This window comes from Paraburkholderia aspalathi, from assembly GCF_900116445.1.
Taxonomy (GTDB): domain Bacteria; phylum Pseudomonadota; class Gammaproteobacteria; order Burkholderiales; family Burkholderiaceae; genus Paraburkholderia; species Paraburkholderia aspalathi.
In genome coordinates, this window is sequence record NZ_FPBH01000012.1 from 162,484 (window position 1) to 189,340 (window position 26,857).

Consider the following 26,857-nt stretch of genomic DNA (forward strand, 5'->3'; position numbering starts at 1 on the left):
TGAGCCTGCGGAGCGCAGAATAACTGGCGGTAAAACGTGATTGAAAATAGTGTTGGGTAAACACGACCAAAAATTAGGAATGGGAACTTTCTGCATCTTTCCCTTTCCGCATCTTTCTCGCAGGCAAAAAAAAAGCTATGCAACTTCGCATAGCTAAGGTCTGGACCTGCGTGGATTACAACAAAAGAAAAGTCATCCAGACGGCCGCAAATTTAATGTCCGAGTTCCGGGAAGTAAATAGCCGAAACGGGTAACTTCATTTCCAAAACTTCCCACCCTTCCCTCACCCCTTCCGACCGCGAGCAGACCACTCGGCATTTACAATGCGGGTATAAGGTTGCGACAACGCCTTCGCCGATCTGATGAGGTCTTCCAGCATCATCGCCCGCTTCTCCGGATCGGTATCGCGGCTTGTCATGAAGCAGAGCGCTGCAACAGGGAGACCGGTGCGATCGCGTATGGGTGCCGCCATGCAGAGTCGAAAAGTATGGGACAGACCCTCGGTGCAACAGTAGCCCTGATCAGCGGCGCGTTGGACATCGCAAAGAAAGTCCTGAAATTCAACGCGTCTGCCGTTGTCGAGGATAAAGTCTTCGTCTGGGATCAAGCTGCGAATTTCCTCCGCCCGCATATGGGCGAGCAGCAGGCGGCCCGATGCGGTCCACGGAATCGGCACCTTCACGCCGATGTCGGAACTGATGTTGAATGGTCGCGAGCTGTTCTCCGATAGAACCACGGTGTACTTGTTGCCTTCGAGCATGCACAACTGCGCGGTTTCGTCGTGCGTTCGGACGAGCGCGAGGATCGCCTGGTGGGCGCGACTGATCAGGTCGTTATGGACGGCATAGTCGGAGCCGTAGTAATGCATCTCGCGGCCAAAAAACACGCTCCCGTCGACACTCGTCTCGAGCCATCCGGCTTCAGTCAGCATGGTGACTAATTCGTAGATGCTCGAGCGTGGCGCGCCGGTCGCTTCAATCAACTCGCGCATCGTCATCGGACGCCGCGCGATATGCAACTGCTTGAGAATGCCGATGACGCGGTCCACCCCCCTGGCCCTCGATGATTCCGATGCAGACATTCCTTCAACTCCGTCGGCGATAGTGATCGCAGTTTATCTTTTGTGTGACGCGAGTTTAGCGCGTAAAGGGCGACGCCTTGCCATCACGCAGCACGAAGACGCCTGACGCCCTTCACGGGTGCTCAATGGTCGAGCACACGATGCAGGAACTGTCGCGTACGTTCGTTCTGCGGGTTCACGAAAATCTGCTCCGGGGCGCCCTGCTCCGCGATGACGCCTTTGTCCATAAACACGACGCGGTCGGCGGTCTTGCGCGCGAAGCCCATCTCGTGTGTGACGACGACCATGGTCATCCCGTCGCGCGCCAATCCGCGCATGACTTCGGTCACTTCGCCGACGAGTTCCGGATCGAGAGCGGACGTGGCTTCGTCGAAGAACATGATGCCCGGCTCGACGGCCAACGCTCTGGCGATCGCGACACGCTGCTGTTGGCCACCGGAGAGCTGACTCGGGTAGTGCTCGGCTCGATCGGCAAGTCCCACGCGGTCGAGCGCATCCATCGCACGTTTGCGTGCGTCTGCGGCGCTCATCTTGCGTGCCTTGATCAGGGCAAGCGTCACGTTACCCAGCGCACTCTTGTGCGGAAACAGATTGAATTGCTGGAACACCATGCCGACATGCCCCCGAATTTCCTTCGCCCGGCGCGCATCGTGCAGCGGCACTTCGTTGACCCAGACTTCGCCCGCATCGGCCGTCTCCAGACCGCTCATGATGCGCAGCACCGTGCTCTTTCCGGAGCCCGACGCCCCGATCAGCACGAGTACTTCGCCCGGCCGCACATCAAGGTTGATCTCCTTCAGGACCTGTGTAGCGCCGAATGACTTGCTGACGCCAGTGAGATTGATGATGGGCTTCGACGTAGTGACGCTGGTCATGACAGCAGGCTCCTTCTTCGGTCATGGTGCCGCACCCACTGCGACAGTGGAAAGCACACAATGAAATAAAGCACGGCAACGAGTCCATAGATTTCCACCGGTTTGCCCACCCGGTCGACGATAGCCTGACCACCATGCATCAGTTCCGACATACCGATCATGCTGACGATCGACGTGTCCTTGATAAGCGACAAATACTGGCCGACGAGCGGCGGAATCACGATCTTTCCGGTCTGCGGCAAGATCACGGAAAAGAACGCCTGGATCTTGCTAAGCCCGAGGATCTGCGACACCTCCCACTGGCCTTTCGGTACTGCTTCAATGCCTGAGCGGAACACTTCGGAAATATAGGCACCCTGATAGATGCTCAAGCCCACCACACCCGCTGCGAACACATCGATCGCGTAGCCGAAGTACGAAACGCCGAAGTAAATAAACATCAGCGTGATCAGCACCGGCGTACCGCGAAACAGCTCGGTATAGAGCCTGGCGATGCGCGGCGTACCCCACGGCCCGAATGAGCGTAATACCGCCGCCAGCAGTCCGATCAGCGTTCCACCAACGATTGACGCTGCGGACAGAAGCAGTGTCGCCAGCAGTCCCTGAAACAGGATCGCCAGGCTGGTCATTAACAATTCTTGCGACATGGCCGGTCTCCGGTTGGGTGCTCAGGTGCGATCGGCCTGTCGTGCGACAAGGAACCACCGGCGCGTGCGTTTCTTCATGACGAGCGGCGGATGAAAGACACGCACGCCGATCTGGCTCGCCAGCCACGACAGCAGATTGCTCAGAAACAGGTAGGCAATCAGGGTGATCGAGAAAGTCTGGATATAGAGCAGCGTGCGTGCGTTGATCACCGTCGCCGTTCCGCTCAACTCGGGTAGCGCGATCGCAGAAAGAAGCGACGTGCCGAGCAGCAACTGAATCAGGTTGTTGACGATCGCCGGATAGACGGCGCGCGCCGCCTGCGGCAAAACCACCTCGACGAAAATCTGCGAACGTTCCAGACCGAGAATCGACGCCGCTTCAAGCTGACCGCGCGGTACCGACTGGATACCCGCACGAAACACTTCCGCCAGATATGCGCCGACATTCACCCCTAACGCGATCACGCCTGCCGTATACGCATTGAGGGTGATGCCAAGCGACGGCAACCCGAAGAACACGATGAAGATCTGCAGCAGGACCGGCGTATTGCGGATCGCTTCGATGTACGCCCGCGCGATCGCCCGCAGCAGCCCGACGCGCGATGCGCTCGCGAGAGCGGTGAGCAAGCCGAGCAGCATCGCGAGGAGGAAGGCCAGAAGCGTGATCTGGAGTGTCAACCACGCTGCGCGAACGAAATCGCTCCAATAACCCGCAAGGGTCACCCATTCATAGCTCATGGCTCCTCCGTCGGTCGAGCAGTGCGGCGCTAGTGGGGTTTCAGTACTGCGGATTCAGCGGAAAGCGCGGCTCGGCGCCAAACCACTTCTTGTATAGCTGTGCGTTCTGCTTCGATGCGTTGATGTTGAACAGGAACAGGTTCAGGTAGTTGAGCCAGACCTGATCTCCGGACTTCACACCGAACGCGTTGTATTCGAGCGGAACCAGTGCTTCATTGGTGACAGTCAGCTCCGGATCGAGCGATGCCTGGTAAGCGAGAAAGTTGTTGTCCTCGATCATCGCGTCGGCCTGACCCTGCTTGACGGCGAGGATTGCAGCCTGCGAGCTGTCGAACTCCTGGATCTTGACCTGCATATTCAGCGAGCGCACTTCGTCGCCATTCGTCGAGCCCTTGACGGTTGCAATCGTGCGATTCGACATGTCATTGATGGATTTGATGCCGCTGCTCTTCTTGACCAGCAGCGCCTCACTCGCGACCACGTAGGGATTCGTAAATGCGATTTCCTTCGCTCGCTCGAGGTTGCGGGTGAAATTGCAGAACACCACGTCAACCTTGCTGGTTTGCAGATTCGGAATGCGGTTCGCGCTCGTCGTGTTCACGACTTCGAGCTTGACGCCCATCTGCTTCGCCAGTTCTTTCGCCAGGTCGACGTCGTAACCATCGGGTTGGCCGTCCTTGTTGTAGAAACCGAATGGCGCAAAGGTCAAGCAGTCGCCTACCCGCAATGTGCCGCGTTGCAGCACCTGCTTCAGCGTCGAATCAACCGCGGCACCCTGTTCCGGCGGGGCGACTTTCGTGCAGCCGGCGAGCACCAACAGACCGGCTAAGGCGAACAAACAAGTGAACTTTGCGCTTTCCCTGACAAATTTCATTTTTCAGTCCCGATCTGGTGTGAGAAGTCCGTGCGTGGACGGAAGCGGCGCTTAGCAAGCCCTTCGCGGCATGCGCGCCAATGCTCGACTGTCTGGTATATCGGACTCATGTCCGACACAGCAGATGAAGCGCAGTGTTTCACGGGAAAAAAATAGTTGCAATGGGGTTTGCCCCGCCGCGACTGGGGTCCGGATCAGGAATGCAAAATTGCTTATCTGGCCGTGTCCCATGTCGTCTTGCGGTTGCAAGCGGGACTACGCGGGCGGCGTCGGAAAACTGAAGTGGTATGCGAAAAACGGATAAGCGCCGGCTTAGCTGCCGCACGCATGAATCAGGAACTGCTGGAACGCCAACGCTGGCGCATCGAGCGTTGCACCCTTGCGCCACAACATCCCCGCGTCCATCTGCGGGATCGCGTTGAGAATCGGCCGGGCATCGATCCGCTTCCCTTCCAGCGACCATGGCCGAAACACCATGTCCGAGAGTATCGTCACACCGAAGCCATGCGCCACCAGTCCGCGCAACGCCTCCATTGAACTCGTGCGAAACGCGATATTCGGCTCGACGCCGTTTTCTTTCCAGTAACGCAGCGTCGCTCGTTCGCTCTCGTCGACGGTGATGAGGATATACGGATACGCCGCAATGTCCGCGAGCGACGGCGAGTTCACCTGTGCCAGCGGATGCGTCGGCGCGGTCCACAACTGACGCCGCGAACGGATTAGCACGTGATGCTGAAACCGCTTGAGATGATCCACATTCGACAGCAAGGCCACGCCCAGATCGATATCGCCATCGAGTATGGCCTGCTCGATCTCGGGACGATCGGCGTCGCGCAGATCCAGCTCGACGTGTGGGTAAGTCGCACGAAACCGCCCCAACAGTTCCGGCAGGAAATAACCGAGCAAGGTGTACGAGGCAGCAATGCGCACCGTGCCCTTAAGGTCGTGTGAGCGAAACGGCGCCTTGTAGATCGCGTCACGTACCGAATCGAGGATATGACGCGCGTGATTGAGAAAGTCCTGCCCATCCGGCGTCAGCGCGACACCCTGCGGAAGGCGTTCAAAGAGCCGGGTTCCCAGCGTCTCCTCCAGCGCAAGCACCGCATTGGTAATCGCGGATTGCGACACGTGTTCGGTCGCCGCCGCCATCGAAAACTGCCCGTTTTGCGCGGCCGCAACGAAATAACGCATCTGCCGCAATGTGACGTCTTTTGACATGTGTTTTTCGCATAGCAGGGTTCGGTATTTGTGATTTTACGATGGGAATTCGGCTTCCTATACTCGCCAGGACAATAAAGCTTCCGGAGACGCCGCCCCATGAACGCCCCCCTATCGCCCCCGCTGCACGACGCCCTCGCCACCGTTTCACTCGACGATAAGTACACGCTTGAGAAAGGCCGCGTTTACATGAGCGGCACCCAGGCGCTGGTCCGCTTGCCGATGCTGCAGAAAGAACGGGATCGTCGCGCGGGACTGAACACGGCGGGTTATGTATCGGGCTATCGCGGCTCTCCGCTCGGCGCATTCGACCAGGCACTGTGGAAAGCGAAAAAGCATCTGAAGGAACACGACGTCGTGTTCCAGCCAGGGGTTAACGAGGATCTCGCCGCCACCGCTGTGTGGGGCACGCAGCAACTCAATCTGTGGCCCGACGCGAAAGTCGATGGCGTATTCGGCATGTGGTACGGCAAGGGTCCGGGCGTCGATCGCACCGGCGACGTCTTCAAGCATGCCAACTCGGCAGGCACCGATCCGCATGGCGGCGTGCTGGTGCTGGCGGGCGACGACCACGCGGCGAAGTCGTCAACCGTTGCCCACCAGTCCGAGCACATGTTCGTCGCGAGCGGCATTCCGGTGCTCTATCCGGCGAGCGTGCAGGAGTATCTCGACTATGGTCTGCACGGCTGGGCCATGAGCCGCTATTCCGGTCTGTGGGTCGCGATGAAATGCGTGACAGACGTTGTGGAAGCCAGCGCGTCGATCGACATCGATCCGGACCGTTTGCAGATCGTGTTGCCGGATGACTTCGAGATGCCCGAAGGCGGCTTGAACATCCGCTGGCCCGATCCGCCGCTCGCGCAAGAAGCGCGTTTGCTCAACCACAAGTGGTATGCGGCGCTCGCCTATGTGCGCGCAAACAAACTGAACCGCGTGGTGATCGACAGCCCAACGCCGCGCCTGGGCATCATGACCGCGGGCAAAGCGTACCTCGACGTGCGTCAGGCGCTGGCCGACTTGTCGCTCGACGACGACACCTGCGCACGGATCGGCATTCGTGTGCTCAAGGTCGGTTGCGTGTGGCCGCTCGATGCGCAGAACGCACGCGATTTTGCTACGGGACTCGACGAGATTCTGGTGGTCGAAGAGAAACGCCAGATCCTCGAATACGCGCTGAAGGAAGAGCTTTACAACTGGCGCGACGACGTGCGCCCGAAAGTATTCGGCAAGTTCGATCAACGCGATGACGCAGGCGGCGAGTGGTCAGTCCCGCGCGGCCAGGCGCTGTTGCCGATGCAATACGAACTGTCGCCGGCGCTGATCGCAAAGGCGATCGCGCGGCGTCTTGCGAAAGCCGATTTGCCTGCGGACGTACGCGCCCGGATCGAAGCACGCATTGCCATCATCGAAGCGAAGGAACGGGACGCAGCCACGCCGCGCACCGTCACCGAACGGCAGCCGTGGTTCTGCTCGGGCTGCCCGCACAATACGTCGACGCGCGTCCCCGAAGGCTCACGCGCGCTCGCCGGCATCGGCTGCCACTACATGACCATATGGATGGACCGCAACACGGAAACCTTCAGCCAGATGGGCGGCGAAGGCGTGGCGTGGACTGGCCAGATGCACTTCACCAACGAACGTCACGTGTTCGCGAATCTGGGCGACGGTACTTACTTTCACTCGGGTTTGCTGGCGATCCGCGCCTCGATCGCGGCCGGTGCGAATATCACCTACAAGATTCTCTATAACGATGCGGTCGCGATGACCGGCGGCCAGCCCATCGACGGCGTGCTGACCGTGCCGCAGATCGCGTTCCAGGTGACCGCCGAAGGTGCGAAGCAGGTGCTCGTCGTCACCGACCAACCCGAAAAATACGCTACGGGCGTGCGCTTGCCGGAAGGCGTGAAGGTGTATCACCGCGACGAGCTCGACCGTCTGCAACGCGAGTTGCGCGAGGTCGCGGGCACCACGGTCCTGATCTACGACCAAACCTGTGCGACCGAAAAGCGCCGGCGCCGTAAGCGCGGCACCTATCCGGATCCGGCCAAGCGGGCGTTCATTAACGACGCCGTCTGTGAAGGCTGTGGCGACTGCTCGGTAAAATCGAATTGCCTGTCTGTCGAACCGCTGCAAACGCCGCAAGGCACCAAGCGCAAGATCAATCAATCGTCGTGCAACAAAGACTTCTCGTGCGTGAACGGCTTTTGTCCGAGCTTCGTTACCGCTGAAGGCGCGCAGTTGAAGAAGCCGGCAAAGACGGCCAGTGGAGCCGCGCTTCCGGACTTCACAGCGCTGCCGCGCCCGGAGATCGCCGGTCTTGCCAAACCCTATGGCGTGCTCGTAACGGGTGTCGGCGGCACTGGTGTCGTGACGATCGGCGGCCTGCTCGGCATGGCCGCGCATCTCGAGAACAAAGGCGTGAGCGTGCTCGACATGGCGGGCCTCGCGCAAAAAGGCGGCGCTGTACTGAGCCACGTGCAGATCGCAGCAACGCCGGACGAGTTGCACGCAACCCGTATCGCGACCGGCGAAGCGCGTCTGATTCTGGGCTGCGACGCGATCGTATCGGCGTCCGCCGAAGTCCTGGCACGCACGCAACGCGGTGTCACCAAGGCCGCGATCAACAGCGGCGCAACGCCGACCGCGCAATTCGTGCGCGATCCGCAGTGGGCCTTTCCCGGCGACCAGATCCAGGGCGACCTGCGCGACAGCATCGGCGAGGACTGCGATTTCATCGACGCCAATCGCCTCGCGCTCGCGCTGCTTGGCGACACGCTGTACGCGAATCCGCTGCTGCTGGGTTTCGCATGGCAACGCGGCTGGCTGCCGGTCAGCTACGAAAGCCTCGACCGTGCCATCGAACTGAACGGCGTGGCGGTCGACAAGAATCGCCTCGCGTTCGAATGGGGTCGCTTTGTCGCACAGAACGGCGAAGCAGCGGCCGATGCATTCGCGCCGCGCGCCAATCAGCAACAGGCAATCGTTGTGCAGATGCCGGAGTCGCTTGAGCGGCTCATCGAGCGTAACGTCGAACTGCTGGGCCTCTATCAGAATGAGCAGTATGCCGCGCGCTATCGAGCGGTAATCGAACAGATGCGAGCCAAAGAAACCGCGCTCGCCGCGGGCTCGAAGCTACGCCTCACGCCAGTGGTCGCGCGCAATCTGGCCAAGCTGATGACCTACAAGGACGAGTACGAGGTTGCGCGTCTGTATGCCGACCCGGCGTACTTCGAAAAACTGCGGGCACAGTTCGAAGGCGAACCTGGCCGCGACTACAAGCTCGGCTTTTACCTCGCACCGCCCCTCCTGGCGAAACGCGACGAACACGGTCACCTGAAAAAGCAACGCTTCGGGCAATGGACCCTCCCGATGTTCCGTGTGCTGGCGAAGCTCAAGTTCCTGCGCGGCGGTGCGTTCGATGTATTCGGCAAGACTGCCGAGCGGCGCGGTGAACGCGCCCTGATCGACCAGTACATCGCGTTGATCGACGAGTTCTGCAGCACGCTGGACAACAGCCGTCTGGACGTCGCGATGCGGCTTGCCAACCTCCCTGACGAGATTCGCGGTTTCGGTCACGTCAAGGAGCGCAACGTCCTGGCCGCGGCGACGAAACGCGACAAATGGCTGGCGGAATATCGCAGCGCAGCTGACCAGGCGGACTTCCAACCGGTGAGAAAGGCGATCTGACAATCTGGTCTTTCAGTCAGCGTGGCGGCACGCGGCGTCCAGGGAATTCCCCTGGCTTTTCGCCGCGTTTGCCGCCCTTTCACGCTGGAGTGTCGTGATTCGACTGCAGGATGGCGTTTTCGCGCGCTATACGACGCCTTGCGCCGACGTTCCCCGGTGCTACCCTCAAGAAAGCAGCCTTCGCGGAAGTGAGCCGCCGTTCAGCGGCAAAATCAGCAGGTACGAGAACATACCGCGAAGCGCGATTGCCGGCGAACGGCGAAACATCGCTGCGGGAGCGACTGCGATGGGAATCAAAACATATACGGCATTGACGCTATGGGTGTTTAGCAGTGCTGCTTTCGCATGGCAGCCACTCGTCTACCCCATCCGAAGTCAAAGCGCTTATCAGCGCAGCATCGACACCGCGATGTGCTACGCCACTGCCAACAAGCAGACGAAGATCAACATCGCGCACGAATCGCAGCTTCCACCGCGCAAACCTGCGGCAACCAAAACGTCGTCGACGGGTGCCCCGTCGCGGCCACCCTTGCCCCAAAGCAGTTTTTCGGCGACCCCGCCTGGCGCAAGCATGCCCGCAGCCGCAACCGCGCCTGCCGCAAGCGGGGCCGGCGTGAGCACGGCAACGACCGCTGCAGCGACCAAGTCAGCAAGCTCGACCGCGGCAACCGCAACGACGACGACGGCGGCCACGCCGGCATCGGCAACCAGCGCGGATAACGGCGCCTCGGAGACGGCAGCAGCCGGCGCGGCACAGACGGCCGCTGCATCTGGCGTAAAGCTGCCGCCGCTGCCGGCGTCTGAACCGCCAATGACACAGTATTGGGCCGCTTATGGCGCGTGCATGCAAGCGCGGGGTTACGTCGTCGCACAGTAATCCCGCTTGCAAGCCTCGCTGCCGTGCCTGGTTCTTTTTGATTGTGGCGCCGGCATTCGACGCCCCTTTGCGAAACGGCAATGCTTAGCGACGTTACTTCCGATCAGCATGATTACCCCCAATGCGAGCACTGCGGTGCGTCGCTAGCCGGTCGCTTTACGCCGTGCACCGAGTGCGGCGCGCGTCCGGTCGATTCGCTCGGCGCGCGCCGCACGCCGCCTCCCTCCCTGAAAATACCGCTGGGCGACCCCCAGCCGATGCTGGCAACCCGGCTGATGACGCCGCGAATCTGGCGCCCGTCTTCGCGCGAGCTAACCAATCCGTATGCCGTCACCAGCGAGACACCGGTCGCCGCCCCCGTCGTGCACAGGCTGCGCCAGCCGCTCGTGCTCAGCGTCTCGATGCTGCTTGTGGCGTCCGCCGTGTACCTGGGCTTCATTCACACCTACGACTCGGACGACGGCACCCCTATCGCGGTGTCCGGCAAGGTGAAGACCCAGCACGTCAAGCCGCCGGTTGTCGTCGCTCAGCGGTCCGCGCCGGTCTTCGTTGCTCAACGGCCCGTGAAGCCCGCGCCCGTGCGATCGGCTCCGGTCCCGCCAATCGCTGCGCCGCCACCGGCCCCGCGGCGCGTGGCAACTGCGTCGGCCGAGGCGAAGCGCAACCCCGGTGGCCAGACCTACAACCCGCCCGTCAAACCTAACGTAGACGCTTCAAAGCAGATCAGGTCCGCCCGCGCCAATCTGCAGCAGAACAATCTGTCGGCGGCGAAAGCGCGCCTGGCGGCAGCCATGGCGGCCCAGCCGGACAACCCCGACGCGCTGCGCATGCGCGAAACCGTGACCGCGCGTGAACAGCAGCGGGACGCACTTTTGAGCGTGGCGCGAGGTTGTGGCTATGTCGCACGATGGGCGTGCGTCTGGCACAAAGCCGGCGACGCGCTGCAGGTCGACTCAAGCAGCAAGGAAGCCCAGCGCCTGTTGACTCTCGCGATGCGCGAGTCCGAACTGGCAAGCGCGTGGCCGTCGACACCCGCGCCCGAATCGACGCCCGACGAACGCGGCCTCTCAATCAGCCACCATTGAAAGTCGGGGGTTCCGGCGCAAGCAACAGGCCGGAAACAGGCAGGGTCAAACCGAAGAACTATCGGGCCGGCACGGCGAGACGGCTGCTGACCTGATGCGCGATTGCCCGATAACGGGCCGCCGTATCCCTGAGCGTCAGACCGGCAAGCGAGCGTTGCGCCCGCGCCTGCCCTAGCGCCGCGACCACGGCATCCGCATAGCACGGCACATCGTCCGTATCGACTAACTGCACACCGGGAAAGCCGTTCGCGAAGGCAAACGACGGAATCCGGCTCGCGACGATCGGGATACCGGAAGCCAACGCCTCAAGAAACGCGACGCTGTGCGCCTCGGAACGCGAGGGCATGACAAACACGTTCGACTCCGACAGCACGCTCGCCACATCGGTACGCGGACCGGCCACCACGACGCGGTGCGCGATCCCCAACTCCTGCGCGAGGCCAATGACAGTGCGCTGATACTCCGGATCTTCGACCACGCCGTACAAGACGAGGCGCGCGTCCGCCACCTGCTCGAGCACCTGGCCGAAGGCACGCACCGTCAGAAGCTGATTCTTCACCGACGCATAGCGCCCGATCTGCACGACCTGAGGTGCCCGGCCGTTGTGCGCGGCGCCGTCAGTGAACGCGAAGCGGCCGAGGTCGACCCCGTTGGGCACCACGGTCATCGCAGGATGCGGTCCGATGGCCTGCACGTAATCGGTCATGCCTTGTTGCGACACGCTGATCACGACCCGGGCACGTCCGGACAGAATGTGCTCGACGCGCCGGAACAATGGCCGCTCGAAATCGTTGGTTGCCGAATGCATGACGTAGACAACCGGGACCCGCAGCGGCAACGCGCGCGCATAAAACGAAGGGATCGTGGCATGCGCGAAAATCACGTCCGGTTTAAATCGCCGCACTGTGAAGAACAGATTCCACAGTTTGCCCGCGAGGCGCCTGCGCCGTGAAGGAAACCAGCACTGCACACCATGCCGCTGCAGCTCGTCCTGCAAGGGCAGGAATTCGGCGTGCACAGGCAACAGCGAGGCCACGCATACGGCCATGCCTTCGGCGCTCTGATCGATAGCGAGATCCTTGGCGAGGACTTCGGCGCCCGACAAACGCGGCGCCAGAACCAGATGTAAAACGCGCATCACGAAGTCCTTGCGGTCAGCGTTCTGAACAGCATCCACGCCGCGGCGCAGCCAAGGCCAAGGGTCATGGACCAGGCAATGCCCGTCACGCCCCACCAGTGAACCGCTGCAGGCACGCTTGCCAGCAGCACGACAACCTGAATCAGCGACGCATGCACCGTCGCCTTCGCGTCACCCACCGCGCGCAGATAAGCAACCAGCACGGCAATCAACGCGCCGATCGCCATATTGATCACCAGAATCCTGAACAGCGGCACCGCAGGCAACCAGGCCGCGCCGAGAATCAGCGAGAAGAGCGGCTCGGCGATCAACCTCAGCACCGCGACGAACCCCGTCAGCCCGATCGCGATCACGAGCAGATAAATCTTGATCAACCGCGATGCGGCCTGCGGACTCCGCCGATGGCGTGCCGCGAAGGTGGGAAAGAGGTATTGCGACATCGCGATAGCGGCGTCGGCAAGCAGCATCTGCGCGAGCCGCGACGACATCTGATAGCCACCCAGCTGCGCCGGGCCGAGCAGTTTGCCGACTACGACCTTGTCGAACTGGTTGAGCAGCAGGTTGATCACGCTGCTCGCCCAGATCCAGCGGCTGAAGCCGACGTAATGACCGATACCCGACCACACGGCGCGCATCGGCGGACGCGGTTTCATCGTCGCCCAGGTCAGGATGCTTTTCAGGCTCTCGCCGGCCACGAGGCCGAGCAGCACCGAAGCCGCACCGGCGCCGAAATACGCGAGCCCCAGTCCGACCGAACAATCGACAAAGGCCGCCCCAACCTCGACGCCGGCAATATGCTGGAAGCGCCGCTCGCGCTGCACGAGGTAGTAGGTGGGCGAGGCGAGACCGCGTAACAGCGGCAGCAGCGCGGCAAGCTGAATCAGCACCAGTGAGCCGTTCAGATGAAACTGATTGCTCAACAATGGTGCAAGCGCGACCAGCAGCAGTGAGATGAGCACGCCGCGCGCGGTCAGCGTCGTCCACACCGCGCCGAGTTGCGAACGCGACGGTGGATGTTCACCTTGAATGACCGCTTGCGCGAGACCGGTGTCCGACAACGCCTCGGCAATCGCCACCGCGAGCAAAGCCACGCTCACGCTGCCGATCGCCGCCGGCCCGAGCATCCGGCCGATCGCAAGAAATTTGATCGCTACAAGTCCACGCACAGCGAACTGCTGCAATAGCACCCACGTCGCCGCGCTCGCGCCGAAGCTGGCCGCTATCGAGAGCGCCGGAAGCCTGATCGCCCGCAAGCTGTTTCTCCGTCGAATCGGAGCGCCGTTGAGTCGGTCATAAGCAGCGATTCAATACATCGCTGCGAAACGCCGCCGGCGCATAAATTGTTAGATTGCACCAGCAAGCTGGCGAGTTTTTTCATCGAATTCCATATACGACCTTACAGCGAGAGAATCGGCAACAACCGCCATCAGCTAGGTCAGTTCAGCCGAAGCCATTGCGCGCTAGTACGTTTACCCACAGAACGGGTCAAATAGACGGATTCACTGACGCCGCCGATGCTAACGTTGTTCAGCTAGCGCCTCAGACAGCCGGCGCAAGGGTGCTTTTCCACAACACATTCGACCACTGAAGACCACTGAATCGATGGAACAAGACTACGTCCTGATTGTGGAACCCAACCTCACCGGCCACCGCTGGCGCTATGTCGAATGGACCATGCAGGCCTGCACGGAAGCCGGCTATCCGTGCATCCTCGCCACGGAATCCGCCAACGAAGACCACCGGCTCGCGAGACAGATCGTCGCCGCGAACCGCGCGGATCTGCAGATCGCGTTCGTCGATCCCGAGGAGCGGCCCCGCGGGCTGTTGCCCCAGTCGAACCAGTATTCGCGCTTTCACCGCTATTTCAAGCGCGTGCATCGCATCGTCAGCCACGCGCAGCCGATCAGGCTGGTGGTCGTGCCCTATGTGGACTACTTCTTTTATGGATTGCCGTTTCTCGGTTCGCCGTTTCGCAAGACGCCGTGGATCGGCATTACGATGCGCTCGACTTTCCATCATCACAAGGTCGGCATCAAGTCGCCGGATCGACCGATTGTGAATGCGGTCAAGGCGCTGCTTTTCAAGCGCGCAATCCGCTCTGTCGGGCTGCGCACACTGCTGACGATCGACCCGACTCTGCCGGAATGGGCCGCGCACAATACTTCGAAAAACAGCGCCGCGGTCGCCTATGTCGCGGACCCGTTTCCGGACGAGCGTGCGGAAAATCCAGTGCTGGCCCGTGAGCGTCTCGGGCTGGACCCCACGCAACGTTATCTGCTGGTGTACGGCTCGATCACCGAACGAAAGGGCATCTACGAACTGGTCCACGCGTTGACGCGTCTCGAGCATGCGCCCACGCTGATCGTTGCCGGTGAGCAGGATGCTGGCACGCGCCATTTCATGCGCAATCACGTGCGCAGCCTCACGCCCGCGCCGCTGGTGCTCGATTCGTTCATTGCAAACGACGTGGAGCGCGATCTGTTCTCCGCCTGCGACGCAGTCTGGCTAGGCTACAAGGGACACTACGGCATGAGCGGCGTGCTCGTGCAGGCGTACCGCTTCGGCAAGCCCGTCATTGCAACGGAAGATGGACTGATCGGCTGGTTCAGCCGGCGCTGCGAACTGGGGCCGATTCTGAAGGACCTGAGCTCCGCCTCGATCGGCAAGGCGATCACCGAGACCATGACCTCGTGGCCGCACGAGCCCGAGGCCGTTCCGGCCGCACGCGAAGATCTTCTGTCACGGCATACGCTCGGGCAATTCAAGCAGACCTTGCTGCAGCAGATGGCCTGATAGCCTGATCCGGCAACACGCCTTCGTCGAGACACCCTCACTTCGGCAGAAACTCAGAGCGCCTGGCGCGAGGCCAGGCCGCTCATGGTTGAACTTGAACGTACTCAGGACAACTGGCCGCCCGCAACTGGCACTTCTTCCCGCACCGAGCTGTTGCGCTTTGCCGGGAACAGCGCATTGCGCATCAGCAGGAACGGATACTCGATCGCGCGCGTGGTCACGTAGCCGATCGCAATCGCGAACGCAAACTGCGCGGCAAGCGCCACGATCCAGATGACGCTCGGCGCAAGACCCATGGCGGTCATTTTGTGAATCAGCATGTCGCCCGGGGCGAGCGCAAGCGAATGCCACAGGTAAATACCATACGAATAGAGGCCGATCCAGGCAATCCCGCGATACACCCACGACGTCTTGAACGATCCGGAATACTCCAGCACGAACACGATCAGTGCGGCAAAACCGAGCGCCTGAATCGTATAGCCGATGCTTTCGTCGAGCGCGATGTGTTTCGTCGCAAGGGCGAGCCACGCGCACAGCACCACGACGCTGGCGATCAGCAGCCATTTGCGCTTCGCGATCTGATGATAGACGCCTGGTTTCATCCAGTAGATCGCGGACAGAATCACGCCGACCAGCAGACTGTCGATGCGGTATTGCGTGTACGCGAATGCGCCTTCCAGGTTACCGCCCGCCACCGCGAAGCAGCGCGCCGTGAGCACCACCGCGCAGATTCCCGTGAGCACGCCGACGATCGTCCACGCACTGAGGCGCCAGCGCGCGAACAGCAATAACAGTGCCGGCAGCACAAGATAAAAGTGTTCTTCGACCGCGAGGCTCCAGGTCTGCGTAATCGAGGTGCCCAGATAGTTCTGCAGGTGGGTCAGGTTCTGGACCAGAAAGGTATTCCACGGATGGCGTCCGGCCAGTACATGAAACGCGATCAACACGTAATACGCGGGCCAGATGCGGAAAATCCGCCGGACAATAAAGCGCTTGGCGTCGACGTTACCGGTTTCGGCGTACTGTCGAAGCAACAGGCCGCCAACCAGAAAACCGCTCAGCGTAAAGAACAGATTGACGCCTTCCCGCCCGAAATTCTTCAGGGGATATTCAACGATCTCAATCAGGAAATTGCCGGTCTGAACGGCATGAAAGTGAAACCCCATCACCATGATAATGGCGATGCCCCGCACGAAATCCAGCTCGATGGCTCGCCCGGCTGTTGAGGGTCTCGCCCCGCCGAATAATTTCATGTTGTTCTCCCCTGTCACCATTCGTGGGCGCATGTCCCTTTTTGCATCTTCGGTGGCGGCACGCGTGCGTGCGCGCCAACATCAAGGCATTGGCCGACAACATCAGCAAGTGTGCGCGCGTCTTGCAGGGAGCGCCCTTGCCACTGTCGCCAGAACCCAGGCAAACGGCGACGAAAAGGGGTGCGCAGAGCGGCCACGCGGGGATATTCCCGCACAATGACCCGATGCGAGACCGTCCGCTTTAGACCGACGGCGGATCGACAGCACGGGGAGGAATCAGCAATGCGCCATCAGTATGCGACGCTCTGGATATGGTTATTTCTGTTACCGCTTGCGCTGGACTATAAAGCGCCCGACGCCAACGTAGGCCACTTCGTCCAGTTCATATTCGTCATTCCCGTGATCGCCGCGGGGCTCGCTCTCGCCCTGATCGCGCCACGCTTTCACAACGGCTCGCGGCTGCGCTCGGTGGTCACCTTCAGCGTGCTGCTATGCGTGCTCGGCAGCATCGTCGCCCAGTTTGTTCAGGATAACGACACCGGCAACTATCTGCGCGTTCTTCTGCCGTTCCTGCTGTTTTTGCTGGGCTATCTCGTAGCCTGCCGTCCGTGGAGCGAATACAGAATCGCGCAGTTCGAGAAAGCGCTGTTTGTCGCCAACGTGATCTGTCTCCTGTTTACCTTCGTCTATGGCCTCGCCACAAGCGGCGATCTCGAGGATGCGCGCTTTCGTATCATCTCGGTGACGTTGCTCGGGCTGCAAGGCGTGCTACTGCACGAATTCGTCGTCGCCAAACGCTTTTCGTTTTTCACCGTCTCAGTGTTCGCAGTCAGCGTGATCGTCGAGCTGCTGAGCGTGACGCGCAGTTTGCTGGTGGGTACGGTCCTGCTGTTCCTGATCGCGATGGCACTGAGCGCACCGTCGATCCAGCTTATCTGGCGCACGGCCGCCCGCAGCGTAATAACCGGCGCGGTGCTCGCCGGCGTAGTCGGCATCGTGGCAGTGAGTTTTCCGACTGTCACCGAGCACTGGACGCAGCGCATTTTCGCGTCCGAAGAAACCGTCACCGGCAAGGATCCAACCACGATCACCCGTCTCGCCGAGATGCGCGATCAGTATGACCAGGTGACGTCCTCGCCGGAAACGCTGCTGTTCGGCGAAGGCTACGGGCACTACTACCGCTATTCCCCCGTCTATCTGCCGGACCTTGCCGGCCAGATCAGCGAGAAAGACTTTTACGCGATCAACGAATGGCCGGCGGGTCACAATTTCTGGGTCTATCAGCTCTTCGCGGGTGGACTGCTGTTCGGCATCGCCATGCCTTTGGCGAGCCTGGCCGCGCTGGTAATCTGCTTTTTCTCCTACCGCTACTGGCGCGTGGTGGTTCCCGACGCGCCCATGCTTCCGGTGCTGGGCCGCGCCATCATGCTGTTCGCCGCGCTGCCGGCTACGTCGATCGGTGGCAATCCGCTCGGGCCGCGTTTTTCCGGGCTGATATTCGGCATTGCCCTCGGCCTGATGATCGCCACGCACGCGCGCTTGCAGCGCGCACTGCCGGCTCGTGTGAAGCGCGCACCTAAGCCCCCGCATTTGCACCCGGCCGCCATGCCTGAATTGCCGGGCAGAATCCAGCCCGGCATGGGTCGCGCGGATCTCGCGACGACCCTCGGCATGTCGCACGCGGCAAGCACCGCGCCCGGCTCCAGCCAGTTCGGTGCCCTCGTGTCGCACACCACGTCGACGCGAAACACCAATCGACGGAATATCGTCCGATGAAAATTCTCCATTTGCTTGCAAGCGTCGATCCCCGCGCCGGCGGCCCGGTTGAAGGCGTTCGCCGAAGCGGCGCGGCGATGCAGGACGCCGGGCACGAAATTGAAGTGGCCACCTGCGACGCGCCCGGCGACACCTACCTCGCGTCCTTTCCGTTTCCGGTCCACGCGTTTGGCCCCGTCACCAGCCGCTATAGCTATAGCGCGCAACTTGCACCGTGGATCGCGGCCAACGCGAAGCGCTTCGACGCGGTCATCGTGCACGGCCTGTGGCAGTACCACGGCTTCGCGGCATGGAAAGCGCTGCGCCAAAGCGACGTGCCCTATTACGTGTACGTGCACGGCATGCTCGACCCCTGGTTCAAACAGGCTTACCCGCTCAAGCATCTGAAGAAGTGGCTGTACTGGCCGTGGGCCGAATACCGCGTACTGCGCGATGCACGCGCCGTCATCTTTACGACAGAGGAAGAGCGTACGCGCGCCCGTCAATCGTTCTGGCTGTACCGCGCGCATGAGCAGATCGTGCCGTACGGCGCGACCGTGCCGCCGCTCGACGCAGCGTCTGTGCGCGAAGCGTTCCTGCAAGCCGTCCCCGGCTTACGCGGCAAACGCATCGTGTTGTTTCTCGGCCGCGTGCACGCGAAGAAGGGCTGCGATCTGCTGATCGATGCGTTCGCGCGTATCGCCGGCCGCGACCCGTCGCTGCATCTCATGATTGCCGGTCCCGACGAGACCGGCTGGGTGGCCAGCTTGCGCGCCCAGGCTCAGGCAGCCGGCATCGCGCACCGCCTCAGCCTGCCGGGCATGCTGCAAGGCGATCTCAAGTGGGGCGCGTTCCATGCAAGCGACGTGTTCGTTCTGCCCTCGCATCAGGAGAACTTCGGCGTAGCGGTTGCCGAGGCGCTCGGCTGCGGACTGCCGGCGCTGATCTCCGACAAGGTCAACGTGTGGCGCGAGATCGAAGCGGACGGTGCGGGGATGGTGGCCGCCGATACGGTCGACGGTACGGAAAAGAATCTCGTGCGCTGGCTCGAACTCGACGACACCGCGCGCGCCGCCATGCGCGCTCAGGCAGTTCACACTTTCGAAGCACGCTTCCGGGTCGAGACCATGGTCAACGCGTTGACCGCGCTGCTGGAAACGAAAGGCAGCATCGGCGAAACGCGCGCAAACACGCTCAGCACGCTGCGCGAAGCCACGACTCAACCAAGCCAGTGAGGTTGGGATAACGGCGCGCGCCGCGAGGCGCGCACCGTCACAGGCTGCTCTTCAATACTCCTTCAACGGCGTCAACGTCGCGGCTGTGATCGGCAGGGTTTCGACTTGGGGCTACCAGGAAACCGGCTGCAGTCTGCCGTCGAACTTTGCCGTGCCATTCGCAGGGATCACGACCGCACGCGAAGCGTTGCCGTAGTACAGGTTTGTCCGCGTCCCTCCCACGCTGGTGAGCTTGACGGACGACAACGTGCCACTGCTCCACGCGAGGTCCACCGCAAACCCGCCTTTCGCCCGCAGCCCCTTTACGCTTCCAGTACCCCATTGCGACGGCAACGCGGGCAGCAGCGTGATGCGATCCATCCTGCTTTGCAGCAGCATCTCTAATATCGCCGCCGGACCGCCGAAGTTCGCATCGATCTGGAATGCTGACGAGTTGCTCGACAGCGCGTAGGCGTCGAACATATTGGCAAACGTGCCGTTCACCCCGTCGTTACCCGCCGAGTAGTTCAACAGCTTCGGAATCATCGAATAGCAGGTGGCGGCATCGTGGAAATGCGCCCAGCAGGCGATGCGCCATGCCAGTCCCCAACCGAACGAGTTGAAGCCGCGCGCGGTGAGCAGGGCCTTTACACCGGCCACGAGTTTCGGATCGCTGTCGAGCGTGATGCGCTCGCCTTCAAACCACCCGATCAACGGCGACAGGTGCCGGTGCCCCGTTTCGCCGACGACGCTGTCGCTCATCCATTCCTGAAGCTGGCCGGTCGTCGGGCTCACTTTCGGCAGATAGAGGTTCGACTTCAGCGTCGCAAGTGTCTGCGCGAAATCCGCGTCCTTGCCAAGCAACTGGCTCGCCGCGACCGTGTTGGTGAACAGGTCCCAAACGAGTTCCTGCGCATAGGTAATGCCGAGCTGCTGGTGAGGTCCCTGCTCCGGCGACCAGTCCTTGTCGTCGATGAGCAGCCCCGTCGCCGGATCCCGGATCAGGCGCGCCTGCCAGAACTCGCAGGCAGATTTCATCACGGGGTAGATGTTCGCCAGATAGCGCTTGTCCAGCGTGTACTGGTAGTGATTCCACAGCGTGCGGCAATACCATGCGCTCGCCGGCGGGCTCCAGTCCCAGCCGAGCGAGCCGTAGATGCCGGTCGAAATCGCCACCGTCCAGCCCGCCACCTTGCCGTTCGAATTGCTGTAATTCACGTTGGCGGCATCGTTGAAATGATTCCGGGTGGACTGGACCCACGACGGATATTGCCCGGTGACGTAATCGGCAAACGGCAACTGACACTCCGGCAATCCCGCGCGATCGGCAAGCCAGTAGTTCATCTGCACGTTGATATCGGTGTGGTAGTCGGCCATCCACGGCGGATTGTTCGTCGTACTCCACAAGCCCTGCAGATTCGCAGGCATCGAGCCGCGCGACGACGAGATCGTGAGGTAGCGTCCGAACTGCACGTACATCGCTTCGAGTTCGGGATCGGCCAGCGCAGGGTTCGCTCCGCGCGCCTGCAACCGGGCCGGGATTGTCAGCGCCCTCTGCGCGGCGCTCGAGGTGCCGAGGTTCAGCTCCATGCGCCCGAAGAGACCGCGATAGTCGCGCACGTGGCGCCACAGAAGATCCCAGTAGCCCCGAGCCGCGGCGTTCGTCACGTCTGCGATCGTGGCGCTGCGCGGGTTGATGCCCGTCAGGTAACTGTCGACGTAACGCCCGGTGTAGTCGGTGCGTGCCGCAACGATGATCGTGAGCGCAGGGCAATTCTGCAGCGTAATCTGCCCAGTGGCGGAGTTGAACCGCGCGACGCCCGCATCCGGAATGACCGACAGGTACGTGGCGTACAGCTCTCCGCTACCGCTGACCGAACCCGAGAACGACAGTGCATGATTCGACTCGCCAACGGTCTGGGTATCCTGCCCGTCGATCAGCGACACGGTGCCGTTATAGGTGCCGCCGTCCGAGGTGAGCCGCACGACGATCACGTTGTCGGGAAAGCTGCTGAAGATCTCGCGCCGGTAGGTCCTGCCGCCGACGCTGTACTGCGTGCGCACGAGCGCATTGCTGATGTCGAGCGAGCGCTGGTAGCTCGTGGCGCCGGCGTGAGCAGGCAGATCGATATAGAGCTTGCCGAGCGACAGGTAGGTGCCCATGCCGGTTGTCGTATAGGCCAGGTCGACGACGTCCTTGCTGCCCGACCATAGCGTGATCTCGTTCAGGTAAAGCGCTTCCCTCTCGCTTGCGCCGCCTGCCAGCGCACCCAGACGACCATTGCCGACCGGCAGGCCCTGAAACTGGATGCTGGATTCGACGGCGGGTTGATCGTACTGGAACAGCAGCGCCTGATCGGCGGAGAGGAGCGGTGAAGCGGCTTGTGCGGGAGTGGAGAGGGAATCGGTACTCGGGGAAGTGCCGGTTTCGCTGGCCTGTGCGGAACTGATCGCCGCATAGTTGCCGGTGCCGCCGCCTGCCACCGGCAGGATGGCGGCTGCACCGCCGAGTTTGAGGAGCCTGCGACGCTTCTGGTTTACGGACGTTTTCATCCTGTCTCCTGGTTCGCGAAGTTTCCCCGAGAAATCCACCTATAAATATTTTGTGCAAATATGCACTTAACAGGGATTCTCCAGACATTAGGCTTTTCCCTCGGTACGCGCGCAGCAAAGCGACACCGAAATTGGGCTGTCGGTCTGGCGGGGAGACATACGTGATCGGTCCGGCGAGCGTTTTGTGCATCTGCAAAACGCTCGCGGTGCACGGGTGGAAGCGCTGAAATAATCGGTAGGGAGTGAATGAACTTCAGGAGGCGTTTCCCGCTATGTGAGCAGGATGACGAAATATCGTCGCGGCAAAGCAGTCGGGCGACCGCTTTGCCGCGATGCAGGCTGCGGTCGGCAGGCTGCATCGGTCAAAATCAATATCACCGGTGACTGCGCCGCGAGGGGCGCCCTGTCACCGATTGTTCTTCACTGCTCCTTCATCAACGGCGTCAAGGTCGAGGCTGCGATCGGCAGCGTTTCGACTTGAGGCTGCTGGGTCTGCATCGACATCAGGGAACTGTTGGCGGCGTCACCCCGCGTATTGCCGACGATATCCGGCACATCGAGCTGCCGCACCAGATGACCCGCGAGGCGCAACGCAAGCGCGGCGATCGTGATGGTCGGAAAGTTCGCGCCGACGGTTGGAAACACCGAACTGCCCGCCACATAAAAATTGCTCATGCCGTGCACTTTGCAATCGCGATCGACCACGCCTTCGCGTGGCGAATCGTGCATGCGCGTAGTGCCCATGTGATGCCACGTGCCCTCCAGCTTTGCCGGCCAACGGCGGCCTTCGAGCGGCGCGTCGAGTTCGACATCAGCAATGCCCGCCATCTGCAACTCCAGCGCGAGCAACGCAAACGTTTTGTCGAAGGTGCGTTGCACCTGTTCGCCCAGACGCCACTCCACCTTCACGCGCGGCATGCCGAACCGGTCGCGTTTGTCGGCCGACAACGTGACCCGGCTATCGGGATCGGGCACCGCTTCGACGATCGCCTGCAAGGTCACGTCGGTGATCAACGCGGGCCATTGCAACAGCCGCGTCAAACCGTAGCCTACGGTGTGCAACGGATGCGCGATCATCGTCGCGACATCGGTTTTCAGACTGCGGCCCGGCTGATCCTTCTGCAACAGCGCTTCCTTGCAGTGGATCAGCGCCTCGGACCCTGCCGTTCCTTCGCCGTACCAGCGCGAATAGAGCCACACGCGCGAATTCAGCAGCTTCTCGCGTTCCATCAACTCCTGCTTCGGCGCGAACTGTGAAGAGATCTTCGTGCCGTGCGCGGACACCGCGGCGTTCTGATAGTGATACTTGATGTCGTACAGCTTATTGCGTGCGTTGCCCGGGCGAAAACGCACCTTGCCGGACATCATCCGCGGATGATCCATGAAGTAGCGGCCTACCAGATCGTTGGCATTGCCGAGACCCGCCGCCTGCACGTTGTTCGAAGCAAGCAGAAGCCGCGCATTCTCGATGCCGCCCGTGGCGAGCACGAAAATCCTCGCGGTCACCGTCATCTTGCGTCCGCTGATGGTCGCCACCTGAAGCCGCGAAACGGACGTGCCGTCAGCATCGGCGTCGATATTCTGCACATTCGCATACAGAAACACGCGCACCCGCGCCGAGCGTGAGAGTTCGTCACGATAGGCCTTGCCGAAACGCACAGGCGGGCTGAATTGCGCGACGGTATCGCGCATATCGCCGGTCGCAAGCGGTATGCGGCGCACGTCATGGCGTCCGATCTCGCGCTCCCAGTAGGCAGGGTCGAAATTCTGCGGGCCGAGCTTCAGCAGTTCATGCGTACGCGCGTAGTACGGCGCCAGTTCGTCGAGTCCGAACGGCCAGCCGCTGTGCGGAATCCAGTCGCGCTTGTCGAAGTCCCACGGATCCAGCGGGCGGCACCAGCCGCCCCAGCAGTTGCTGCTGCCGCCGAAATAACGGCTGCGCGAGCCGTCCGCGAACGAATAGGGAAGTCCGACGTTTTCGCCGCGATAGAGGTCGCGGGTTTCGTCATCAGGCCCGAAGCCCCCGCTTTCGAGCATGCAGGTGTCGACCCCGGCCCTCGACATCTCCAACGCAAGCGTAATGCCGGCCACACCTCCGCCGATGATGCAGACCGTCGTTTCAATGACCGTATTGTGTTCAACAGTGCGAGTATCGATGAACATCCCTACTCCCATCTTCTTCATGCATGTCTGAGTGCGTCAAACCGGCTACTTATCCAACCGGGGCTGGCAAGCAAACCACGCACACGTCGTTGCCGAACGCATCTCCGGCGTCGCCGCAGGTGTCGATCAAAGGCATCGATCGACATTCCGGCTTGTCAACGACCTGGCCTCCTCAGCGTACAAACGCTGCGGTTCTCTCTCTGTGCTTCAGGTCACGGAATCGAAACGGTTCCGGATAAAACGACATGGATTTCCGCCATACACACCCTCTGGATCAAGCGAACGATGCACGACGGACAACGGCGTCACCACGGCCGACCGGCCGATCGTCACACCCATCTGCACAACACATTTCGACGTGATCCAGACACCGTCCTCGATGACGATCGGCGCGACGCGCAGATCCATCGTCGTGCTCATATCGTGAGAGCCGGCACTGAGGAACGTCCCCTGGGAAATGCAGACATTCGAGCCGATGCGGATTAGCGCCTGGTTGTAGATCCAGACGTCGACGCCGAACCAGCAGTTATCCCCTACCTCCAGGTTCCACGGCGACTTCACGCGCAATGGATGCACGAAGCGGCAACCCGTGCCGATCTTCGCGCCGAAGAGGCGTAATAGCGCAACGCGGACCGACGAGAGCGGCAGCAGTTTGTTGTTGATGAGGCAGGCTTCCACGACAAACCAGATGAGCTCGATCAGGGCGCCGCGCTTCGCGCGATAGTTCCCCTTTCCAGCCAGACTGAGATCGATGACACGGCCATCCTCGCGAACGCCTTCGACTTCCGGCATACGCCCGATCTGCGGATCGTCGGCAGCGTTACCCATCAGATTTCTCCAGTCCACGAACGGCAATCGACATACCCGCGCATCACGCTTACATTATGTTTCGACTCCTTACTGAACCCGCCTTCATGGCCGTACGAGCAAGCGTTTTGGCGGCTGCACGCGTACCGGTTGGCGCACGATAGCTCTATTGCGACCGCATCTTCCTGGGGCATCCGATGACCATTCCGTTCCGGCACATAACACCCGCTCTGCTTCTCGCCATCGCGACCTATGCCGTACCGGCGCTCGCGCAGAACGCAGCAGCGCCCGCGCCCGCTGCACCGGCTCTTGCCGCTACCGCTGCGACCAGCTACGGCACCCCCGCTCCTGCAGCGCGCGCCAAGCCGCGGGCGGCGAATCGCAACAGCGAAACGCAGTTGCTCGGCGCTCCACGCGACTACGGCTCGCCAGACGCGCAGCAAGGCAATACCGCCGACGCCCAGCAGGCAGCCCTGCTCGACGAACAACGCATGACGGTGCTGGGCGGAGCGCAGCCTGCCGTGCGCAAGCAGCCCAACAAGGCGCAGGCCGCCGGCAACGGTAAGGTGCGCGTGGCCGGCCAGCCGGGCGGTACGAATGCAGCCGAGCGCCTGATGCCCGATGGCGCGGCGAAAACCACTTACGCCGATCCGTTCGATGCGGGCAAGCACGCCGTCTACAAATCCCCGTGGTGATATCGCATTCATGAGATGGCCGCGTGCCGGATCAATCCGGCGCGGCTTCCTCCGTTGTAGCCGGCTTGCGCCGCCGGGCCACCGTGGCTGACGGCCTCGGGCCGCCGAAATACGGCGTCTCCACGTTCGTATGCTTGCCACGCGCATTCGTGCCACATGTGTCACAAATCAGGGTCGCGAGCCGCGCTTCGAAGGTACCGATCGTCGACTCCGGCGATAGCGCGCGCTCCGCATAATCGCGTGCCGCCTTACCCAACGCCGCACGGCGTTCGGGATCGCTTGCCAGCACCGTGATCGCTGCCGCCAACGCCTTGACGTTATCCGGCGGCACGATCACGCCGCGCGGCACCACTGCGTCGTAGAGAGCCGTGCCGCGCCGCGCCATCGCCACCACAGCGCGCCCGCTCGCGAACATGCCGGTGAGCTTCGACGGCATCACCAGATCCGCGGCGTCGCCACGTTGCGGCAGCACATGAATGTCGGCGAGATTGAGCAACTCGTTCAAACGTTCCACGGGTTGCAGCGGAATGAACACGCAGTTCGTCAATCCTGCGCAGCGCTGGAGCAAACTCTCTTTCGCCGCGCCGCTGCCACAGAAAACGAAGGTGAGGTCGGTACGTGCAGCGAGCGATGCCGCCGCATCGGCGAGCGTTTCGATACCCTGTTTCGCGCCCATGTTGCCCGAGTACAGCACCACCTTCTGGCCAGCCGGAATGCCCAGCAGGCGCCGATAGTCGCTCGCGCGCGTCAGCGGAAAGATGGTCGCTACGTCGACCCAATTGGGCAGACACACAACCCGCGAAGGCTTAACGCCCTTGACCACCGCGCGCGCACTCATCTGCGGCGTAATCGACGACACGGTATCGAAGCGGCGCAGCAGCGTGCTTTCGATCCAGCGCGCCACGCGTGCTGCGAGCGAGCTTTTCAGAAGACCCAAATCGAAAGCGGCATCGACCTCGAAGTCCTGAATATGCAGCCACGTACTCGCGCCCGCGAGACGCGCGAGCGCCAGCGTAGCGGGCGCGCACATCAGGGTCGGCGCGATCAGCATCGCGGCATCGGGGCGCCATAGCATCTGCCGGGCGAGCAGCGGCAACGAACTCACCGCGAAGCTCGCCAGATGCAGCATCCGCTTCAGCCCGCTCGGACGCGCCGGCACCCATAGCGGCGCGCGCCAGATCGTCACGCCGTCGCGCGTTTCGTGCTGATACCGCCATGACACATAGTCCGCCGCCACGCGCCACTCAGGGTAATAAGGGGGCGCGCACACCACGCGAACCTCGTGGCCACGCCTCGCCAGAAGCACGGCCATCTCTGCGGTGTACTTACCCACCCCCGTCAGTTCGGGCGCGTAATTGATGCCGTAGATCAGGATCTTCATTGTGACTGCCAGGACGAGTTAGA

20 protein-coding genes are annotated in these 26,857 nt (G+C 61.8%); 7 read left to right on the forward strand and 13 right to left on the reverse strand.

Features of this window, described 5'->3' with window-relative positions:
* Window positions 1–283: 283 nt before the first annotated feature.
* The 6 genes from BM438_RS19845 to BM438_RS19870 all read right to left on the reverse strand — a co-directional run bounded on the left by BM438_RS19845 (window position 284) and on the right by BM438_RS19870 (window position 5,433).
* Window positions 284–1,081, reverse strand: a complete 798-nt coding sequence (locus BM438_RS19845; protein ID WP_093636468.1) for an IclR family transcriptional regulator — start codon at window positions 1,079–1,081, stop codon at window positions 284–286.
* Window positions 1,082–1,203: 122 nt separating this feature from the next.
* On the reverse strand, window positions 1,204–1,956 hold the full coding sequence (locus tag BM438_RS19850; RefSeq protein ID WP_093636471.1) for an amino acid ABC transporter ATP-binding protein: 753 nt from the start codon (window positions 1,954–1,956) through the stop codon (window positions 1,204–1,206).
* Window positions 1,953–2,603: an amino acid ABC transporter permease gene (locus BM438_RS19855; protein ID WP_093636474.1), complete on the reverse strand. Its 651-nt coding sequence runs from the start codon at window positions 2,601–2,603 to the stop codon at window positions 1,953–1,955. Before BM438_RS19855 ends, BM438_RS19850 begins: the two co-directional genes overlap by 4 nt.
* A 21-nt stretch (window positions 2,604–2,624) precedes the next feature.
* A complete protein-coding gene (locus BM438_RS19860) occupies window positions 2,625–3,341 on the reverse strand; it encodes an amino acid ABC transporter permease (RefSeq protein ID WP_093636477.1) in 717 nt (238 codons plus the stop codon).
* Window positions 3,342–3,381: 40 nt separating this feature from the next.
* Window positions 3,382–4,215 (reverse strand): ABC transporter substrate-binding protein, encoded by an 834-nt coding sequence (locus BM438_RS19865; RefSeq protein ID WP_093636480.1) that lies wholly within the window; start codon window positions 4,213–4,215, stop codon window positions 3,382–3,384.
* 312 nt (window positions 4,216–4,527) lie between these two features.
* Window positions 4,528–5,433: a LysR family transcriptional regulator gene (locus BM438_RS19870; RefSeq protein ID WP_093636484.1), complete on the reverse strand. Its 906-nt coding sequence runs from the start codon at window positions 5,431–5,433 to the stop codon at window positions 4,528–4,530.
* Between the two features lie 99 nt (window positions 5,434–5,532).
* Between BM438_RS19870 and BM438_RS19875 the strand changes: the two genes are divergently transcribed.
* From BM438_RS19875 to BM438_RS19885, 3 genes are all read left to right on the forward strand, one after another.
* Window positions 5,533–9,120: an indolepyruvate ferredoxin oxidoreductase family protein gene (locus BM438_RS19875; protein ID WP_093636487.1), complete on the forward strand. Its 3,588-nt coding sequence runs from the start codon at window positions 5,533–5,535 to the stop codon at window positions 9,118–9,120.
* A gap of 286 nt (window positions 9,121–9,406) precedes the next feature.
* The gene (locus BM438_RS19880) at window positions 9,407–9,997 is read left to right on the forward strand and encodes a hypothetical protein (protein WP_093636622.1); all 591 of its coding nucleotides are present in this window, start codon (window positions 9,407–9,409) and stop codon (window positions 9,995–9,997) included.
* 80 nt (window positions 9,998–10,077) lie between these two features.
* Window positions 10,078–11,082, forward strand: coding sequence for a hypothetical protein (locus BM438_RS19885; RefSeq protein WP_093636490.1), 1,005 nt, complete (start codon window positions 10,078–10,080; stop codon window positions 11,080–11,082).
* Window positions 11,083–11,140: 58 nt separating this feature from the next.
* Here the strand turns inward: BM438_RS19885 and BM438_RS19890 are convergent, their stop codons facing one another.
* Together BM438_RS19890 and BM438_RS19895 are read right to left on the reverse strand one after the other, a co-directional pair.
* On the reverse strand, window positions 11,141–12,220 hold the full coding sequence (locus BM438_RS19890; RefSeq protein ID WP_093636493.1) for a glycosyltransferase: 1,080 nt from the start codon (window positions 12,218–12,220) through the stop codon (window positions 11,141–11,143).
* Complete coding sequence (locus BM438_RS19895; protein WP_093636496.1) at window positions 12,220–13,473, reverse strand: oligosaccharide flippase family protein; 1,254 nt, start codon at window positions 13,471–13,473, stop codon at window positions 12,220–12,222. Before BM438_RS19895 ends, BM438_RS19890 begins: the two co-directional genes overlap by 1 nt.
* Before the next feature lie 349 nt (window positions 13,474–13,822).
* Between BM438_RS19895 and BM438_RS19900 the strand changes: the two genes are divergently transcribed.
* Window positions 13,823–15,013, forward strand: a complete 1,191-nt coding sequence (locus BM438_RS19900; protein ID WP_093636499.1) for a glycosyltransferase — start codon at window positions 13,823–13,825, stop codon at window positions 15,011–15,013.
* Window positions 15,014–15,117: 104 nt separating this feature from the next.
* Here the strand turns inward: BM438_RS19900 and BM438_RS19905 are convergent, their stop codons facing one another.
* Complete coding sequence (locus BM438_RS19905) at window positions 15,118–16,266, reverse strand: acyltransferase family protein (protein WP_093636625.1); 1,149 nt, start codon at window positions 16,264–16,266, stop codon at window positions 15,118–15,120.
* Window positions 16,267–16,548: 282 nt separating this feature from the next.
* Between BM438_RS19905 and BM438_RS19910 the strand changes: the two genes are divergently transcribed.
* Both BM438_RS19910 and BM438_RS19915 read left to right on the forward strand, forming a co-directional pair.
* Window positions 16,549–18,042 carry an O-antigen ligase family protein gene (locus tag BM438_RS19910; RefSeq protein WP_093636502.1) on the forward strand — a complete coding sequence of 498 codons (1,494 nt, stop codon included), beginning with the start codon at window positions 16,549–16,551 and terminating at the stop codon, window positions 18,040–18,042.
* Complete coding sequence (locus BM438_RS19915) at window positions 18,039–19,256, forward strand: glycosyltransferase (protein WP_093636505.1); 1,218 nt, start codon at window positions 18,039–18,041, stop codon at window positions 19,254–19,256. The genes BM438_RS19910 and BM438_RS19915 overlap by 4 nt, the downstream gene beginning before the upstream one ends.
* A 111-nt stretch (window positions 19,257–19,367) precedes the next feature.
* Here BM438_RS19915 and BM438_RS19920 read toward each other — a convergent pair whose 3' ends face one another.
* From BM438_RS19920 to BM438_RS19930, 3 genes are all read right to left on the reverse strand, one after another.
* Window positions 19,368–21,788, reverse strand: coding sequence for a glycosyl hydrolase family 95 catalytic domain-containing protein (locus BM438_RS19920; RefSeq protein ID WP_093636508.1), 2,421 nt, complete (start codon window positions 21,786–21,788; stop codon window positions 19,368–19,370).
* 420 nt (window positions 21,789–22,208) lie between these two features.
* Window positions 22,209–23,951 carry an FAD-dependent oxidoreductase gene (locus BM438_RS19925; RefSeq protein ID WP_093636511.1) on the reverse strand — a complete coding sequence of 581 codons (1,743 nt, stop codon included), beginning with the start codon at window positions 23,949–23,951 and terminating at the stop codon, window positions 22,209–22,211.
* A 207-nt stretch (window positions 23,952–24,158) separates the two neighbouring features.
* Window positions 24,159–24,779, reverse strand: coding sequence for an LbetaH domain-containing protein (locus tag BM438_RS19930; protein WP_093636513.1), 621 nt, complete (start codon window positions 24,777–24,779; stop codon window positions 24,159–24,161).
* A gap of 176 nt (window positions 24,780–24,955) precedes the next feature.
* Between BM438_RS19930 and BM438_RS19935 the strand changes: the two genes are divergently transcribed.
* Complete coding sequence (locus BM438_RS19935; RefSeq protein WP_093636516.1) at window positions 24,956–25,453, forward strand: hypothetical protein; 498 nt, start codon at window positions 24,956–24,958, stop codon at window positions 25,451–25,453.
* Between the two features lie 31 nt (window positions 25,454–25,484).
* Here BM438_RS19935 and BM438_RS19940 read toward each other — a convergent pair whose 3' ends face one another.
* Window positions 25,485–26,834, reverse strand: a complete 1,350-nt coding sequence (locus tag BM438_RS19940) for a glycosyltransferase WbuB (RefSeq protein WP_093636519.1) — start codon at window positions 26,832–26,834, stop codon at window positions 25,485–25,487.
* Window positions 26,835–26,857: the final 23 nt, after the last annotated feature.

What these genes read in the sequence shown, in the direction of transcription:
- BM438_RS19940 (WP_093636519.1), bottom strand. Translation starts at nt 26,834, where the DNA reads ATGAAGATCCTGATCTACGGCATCAATTACGCGCCCGAACTGACGGGG.
- BM438_RS19870 (WP_093636484.1), bottom strand. Translation starts at nt 5,433, where the DNA reads ATGTCAAAAGACGTCACATTGCGGCAGATGCGTTATTTCGTTGCGGCC.
- BM438_RS19860 (WP_093636477.1), bottom strand. Translation starts at nt 3,341, where the DNA reads ATGAGCTATGAATGGGTGACCCTTGCGGGTTATTGGAGCGATTTCGTT.
- BM438_RS19920 (WP_093636508.1), bottom strand. Translation starts at nt 21,788, where the DNA reads ATGAAAACGTCCGTAAACCAGAAGCGTCGCAGGCTCCTCAAACTCGGC.
- BM438_RS19850 (WP_093636471.1), bottom strand. Translation starts at nt 1,956, where the DNA reads ATGACCAGCGTCACTACGTCGAAGCCCATCATCAATCTCACTGGCGTC.
- BM438_RS19875 (WP_093636487.1), top strand. Translation starts at nt 5,533, where the DNA reads ATGAACGCCCCCCTATCGCCCCCGCTGCACGACGCCCTCGCCACCGTT.
- BM438_RS19865 (WP_093636480.1), bottom strand. Translation starts at nt 4,215, where the DNA reads ATGAAATTTGTCAGGGAAAGCGCAAAGTTCACTTGTTTGTTCGCCTTA.
- BM438_RS19880 (WP_093636622.1), top strand. Translation starts at nt 9,407, where the DNA reads ATGGGAATCAAAACATATACGGCATTGACGCTATGGGTGTTTAGCAGT.
- BM438_RS19900 (WP_093636499.1), top strand. Translation starts at nt 13,823, where the DNA reads ATGGAACAAGACTACGTCCTGATTGTGGAACCCAACCTCACCGGCCAC.
- BM438_RS19915 (WP_093636505.1), top strand. Translation starts at nt 18,039, where the DNA reads ATGAAAATTCTCCATTTGCTTGCAAGCGTCGATCCCCGCGCCGGCGGC.
- BM438_RS19845 (WP_093636468.1), bottom strand. Translation starts at nt 1,081, where the DNA reads ATGTCTGCATCGGAATCATCGAGGGCCAGGGGGGTGGACCGCGTCATC.
- BM438_RS19855 (WP_093636474.1), bottom strand. Translation starts at nt 2,603, where the DNA reads ATGTCGCAAGAATTGTTAATGACCAGCCTGGCGATCCTGTTTCAGGGA.
- BM438_RS19935 (WP_093636516.1), top strand. Translation starts at nt 24,956, where the DNA reads ATGACCATTCCGTTCCGGCACATAACACCCGCTCTGCTTCTCGCCATC.
- BM438_RS19890 (WP_093636493.1), bottom strand. Translation starts at nt 12,220, where the DNA reads ATGCGCGTTTTACATCTGGTTCTGGCGCCGCGTTTGTCGGGCGCCGAA.
- BM438_RS19885 (WP_093636490.1), top strand. Translation starts at nt 10,078, where the DNA reads ATGCTTAGCGACGTTACTTCCGATCAGCATGATTACCCCCAATGCGAG.
- BM438_RS19910 (WP_093636502.1), top strand. Translation starts at nt 16,549, where the DNA reads ATGCGCCATCAGTATGCGACGCTCTGGATATGGTTATTTCTGTTACCG.
- BM438_RS19925 (WP_093636511.1), bottom strand. Translation starts at nt 23,951, where the DNA reads ATGTTCATCGATACTCGCACTGTTGAACACAATACGGTCATTGAAACG.
- BM438_RS19905 (WP_093636625.1), bottom strand. Translation starts at nt 16,266, where the DNA reads ATGAAATTATTCGGCGGGGCGAGACCCTCAACAGCCGGGCGAGCCATC.
- BM438_RS19930 (WP_093636513.1), bottom strand. Translation starts at nt 24,779, where the DNA reads ATGGGTAACGCTGCCGACGATCCGCAGATCGGGCGTATGCCGGAAGTC.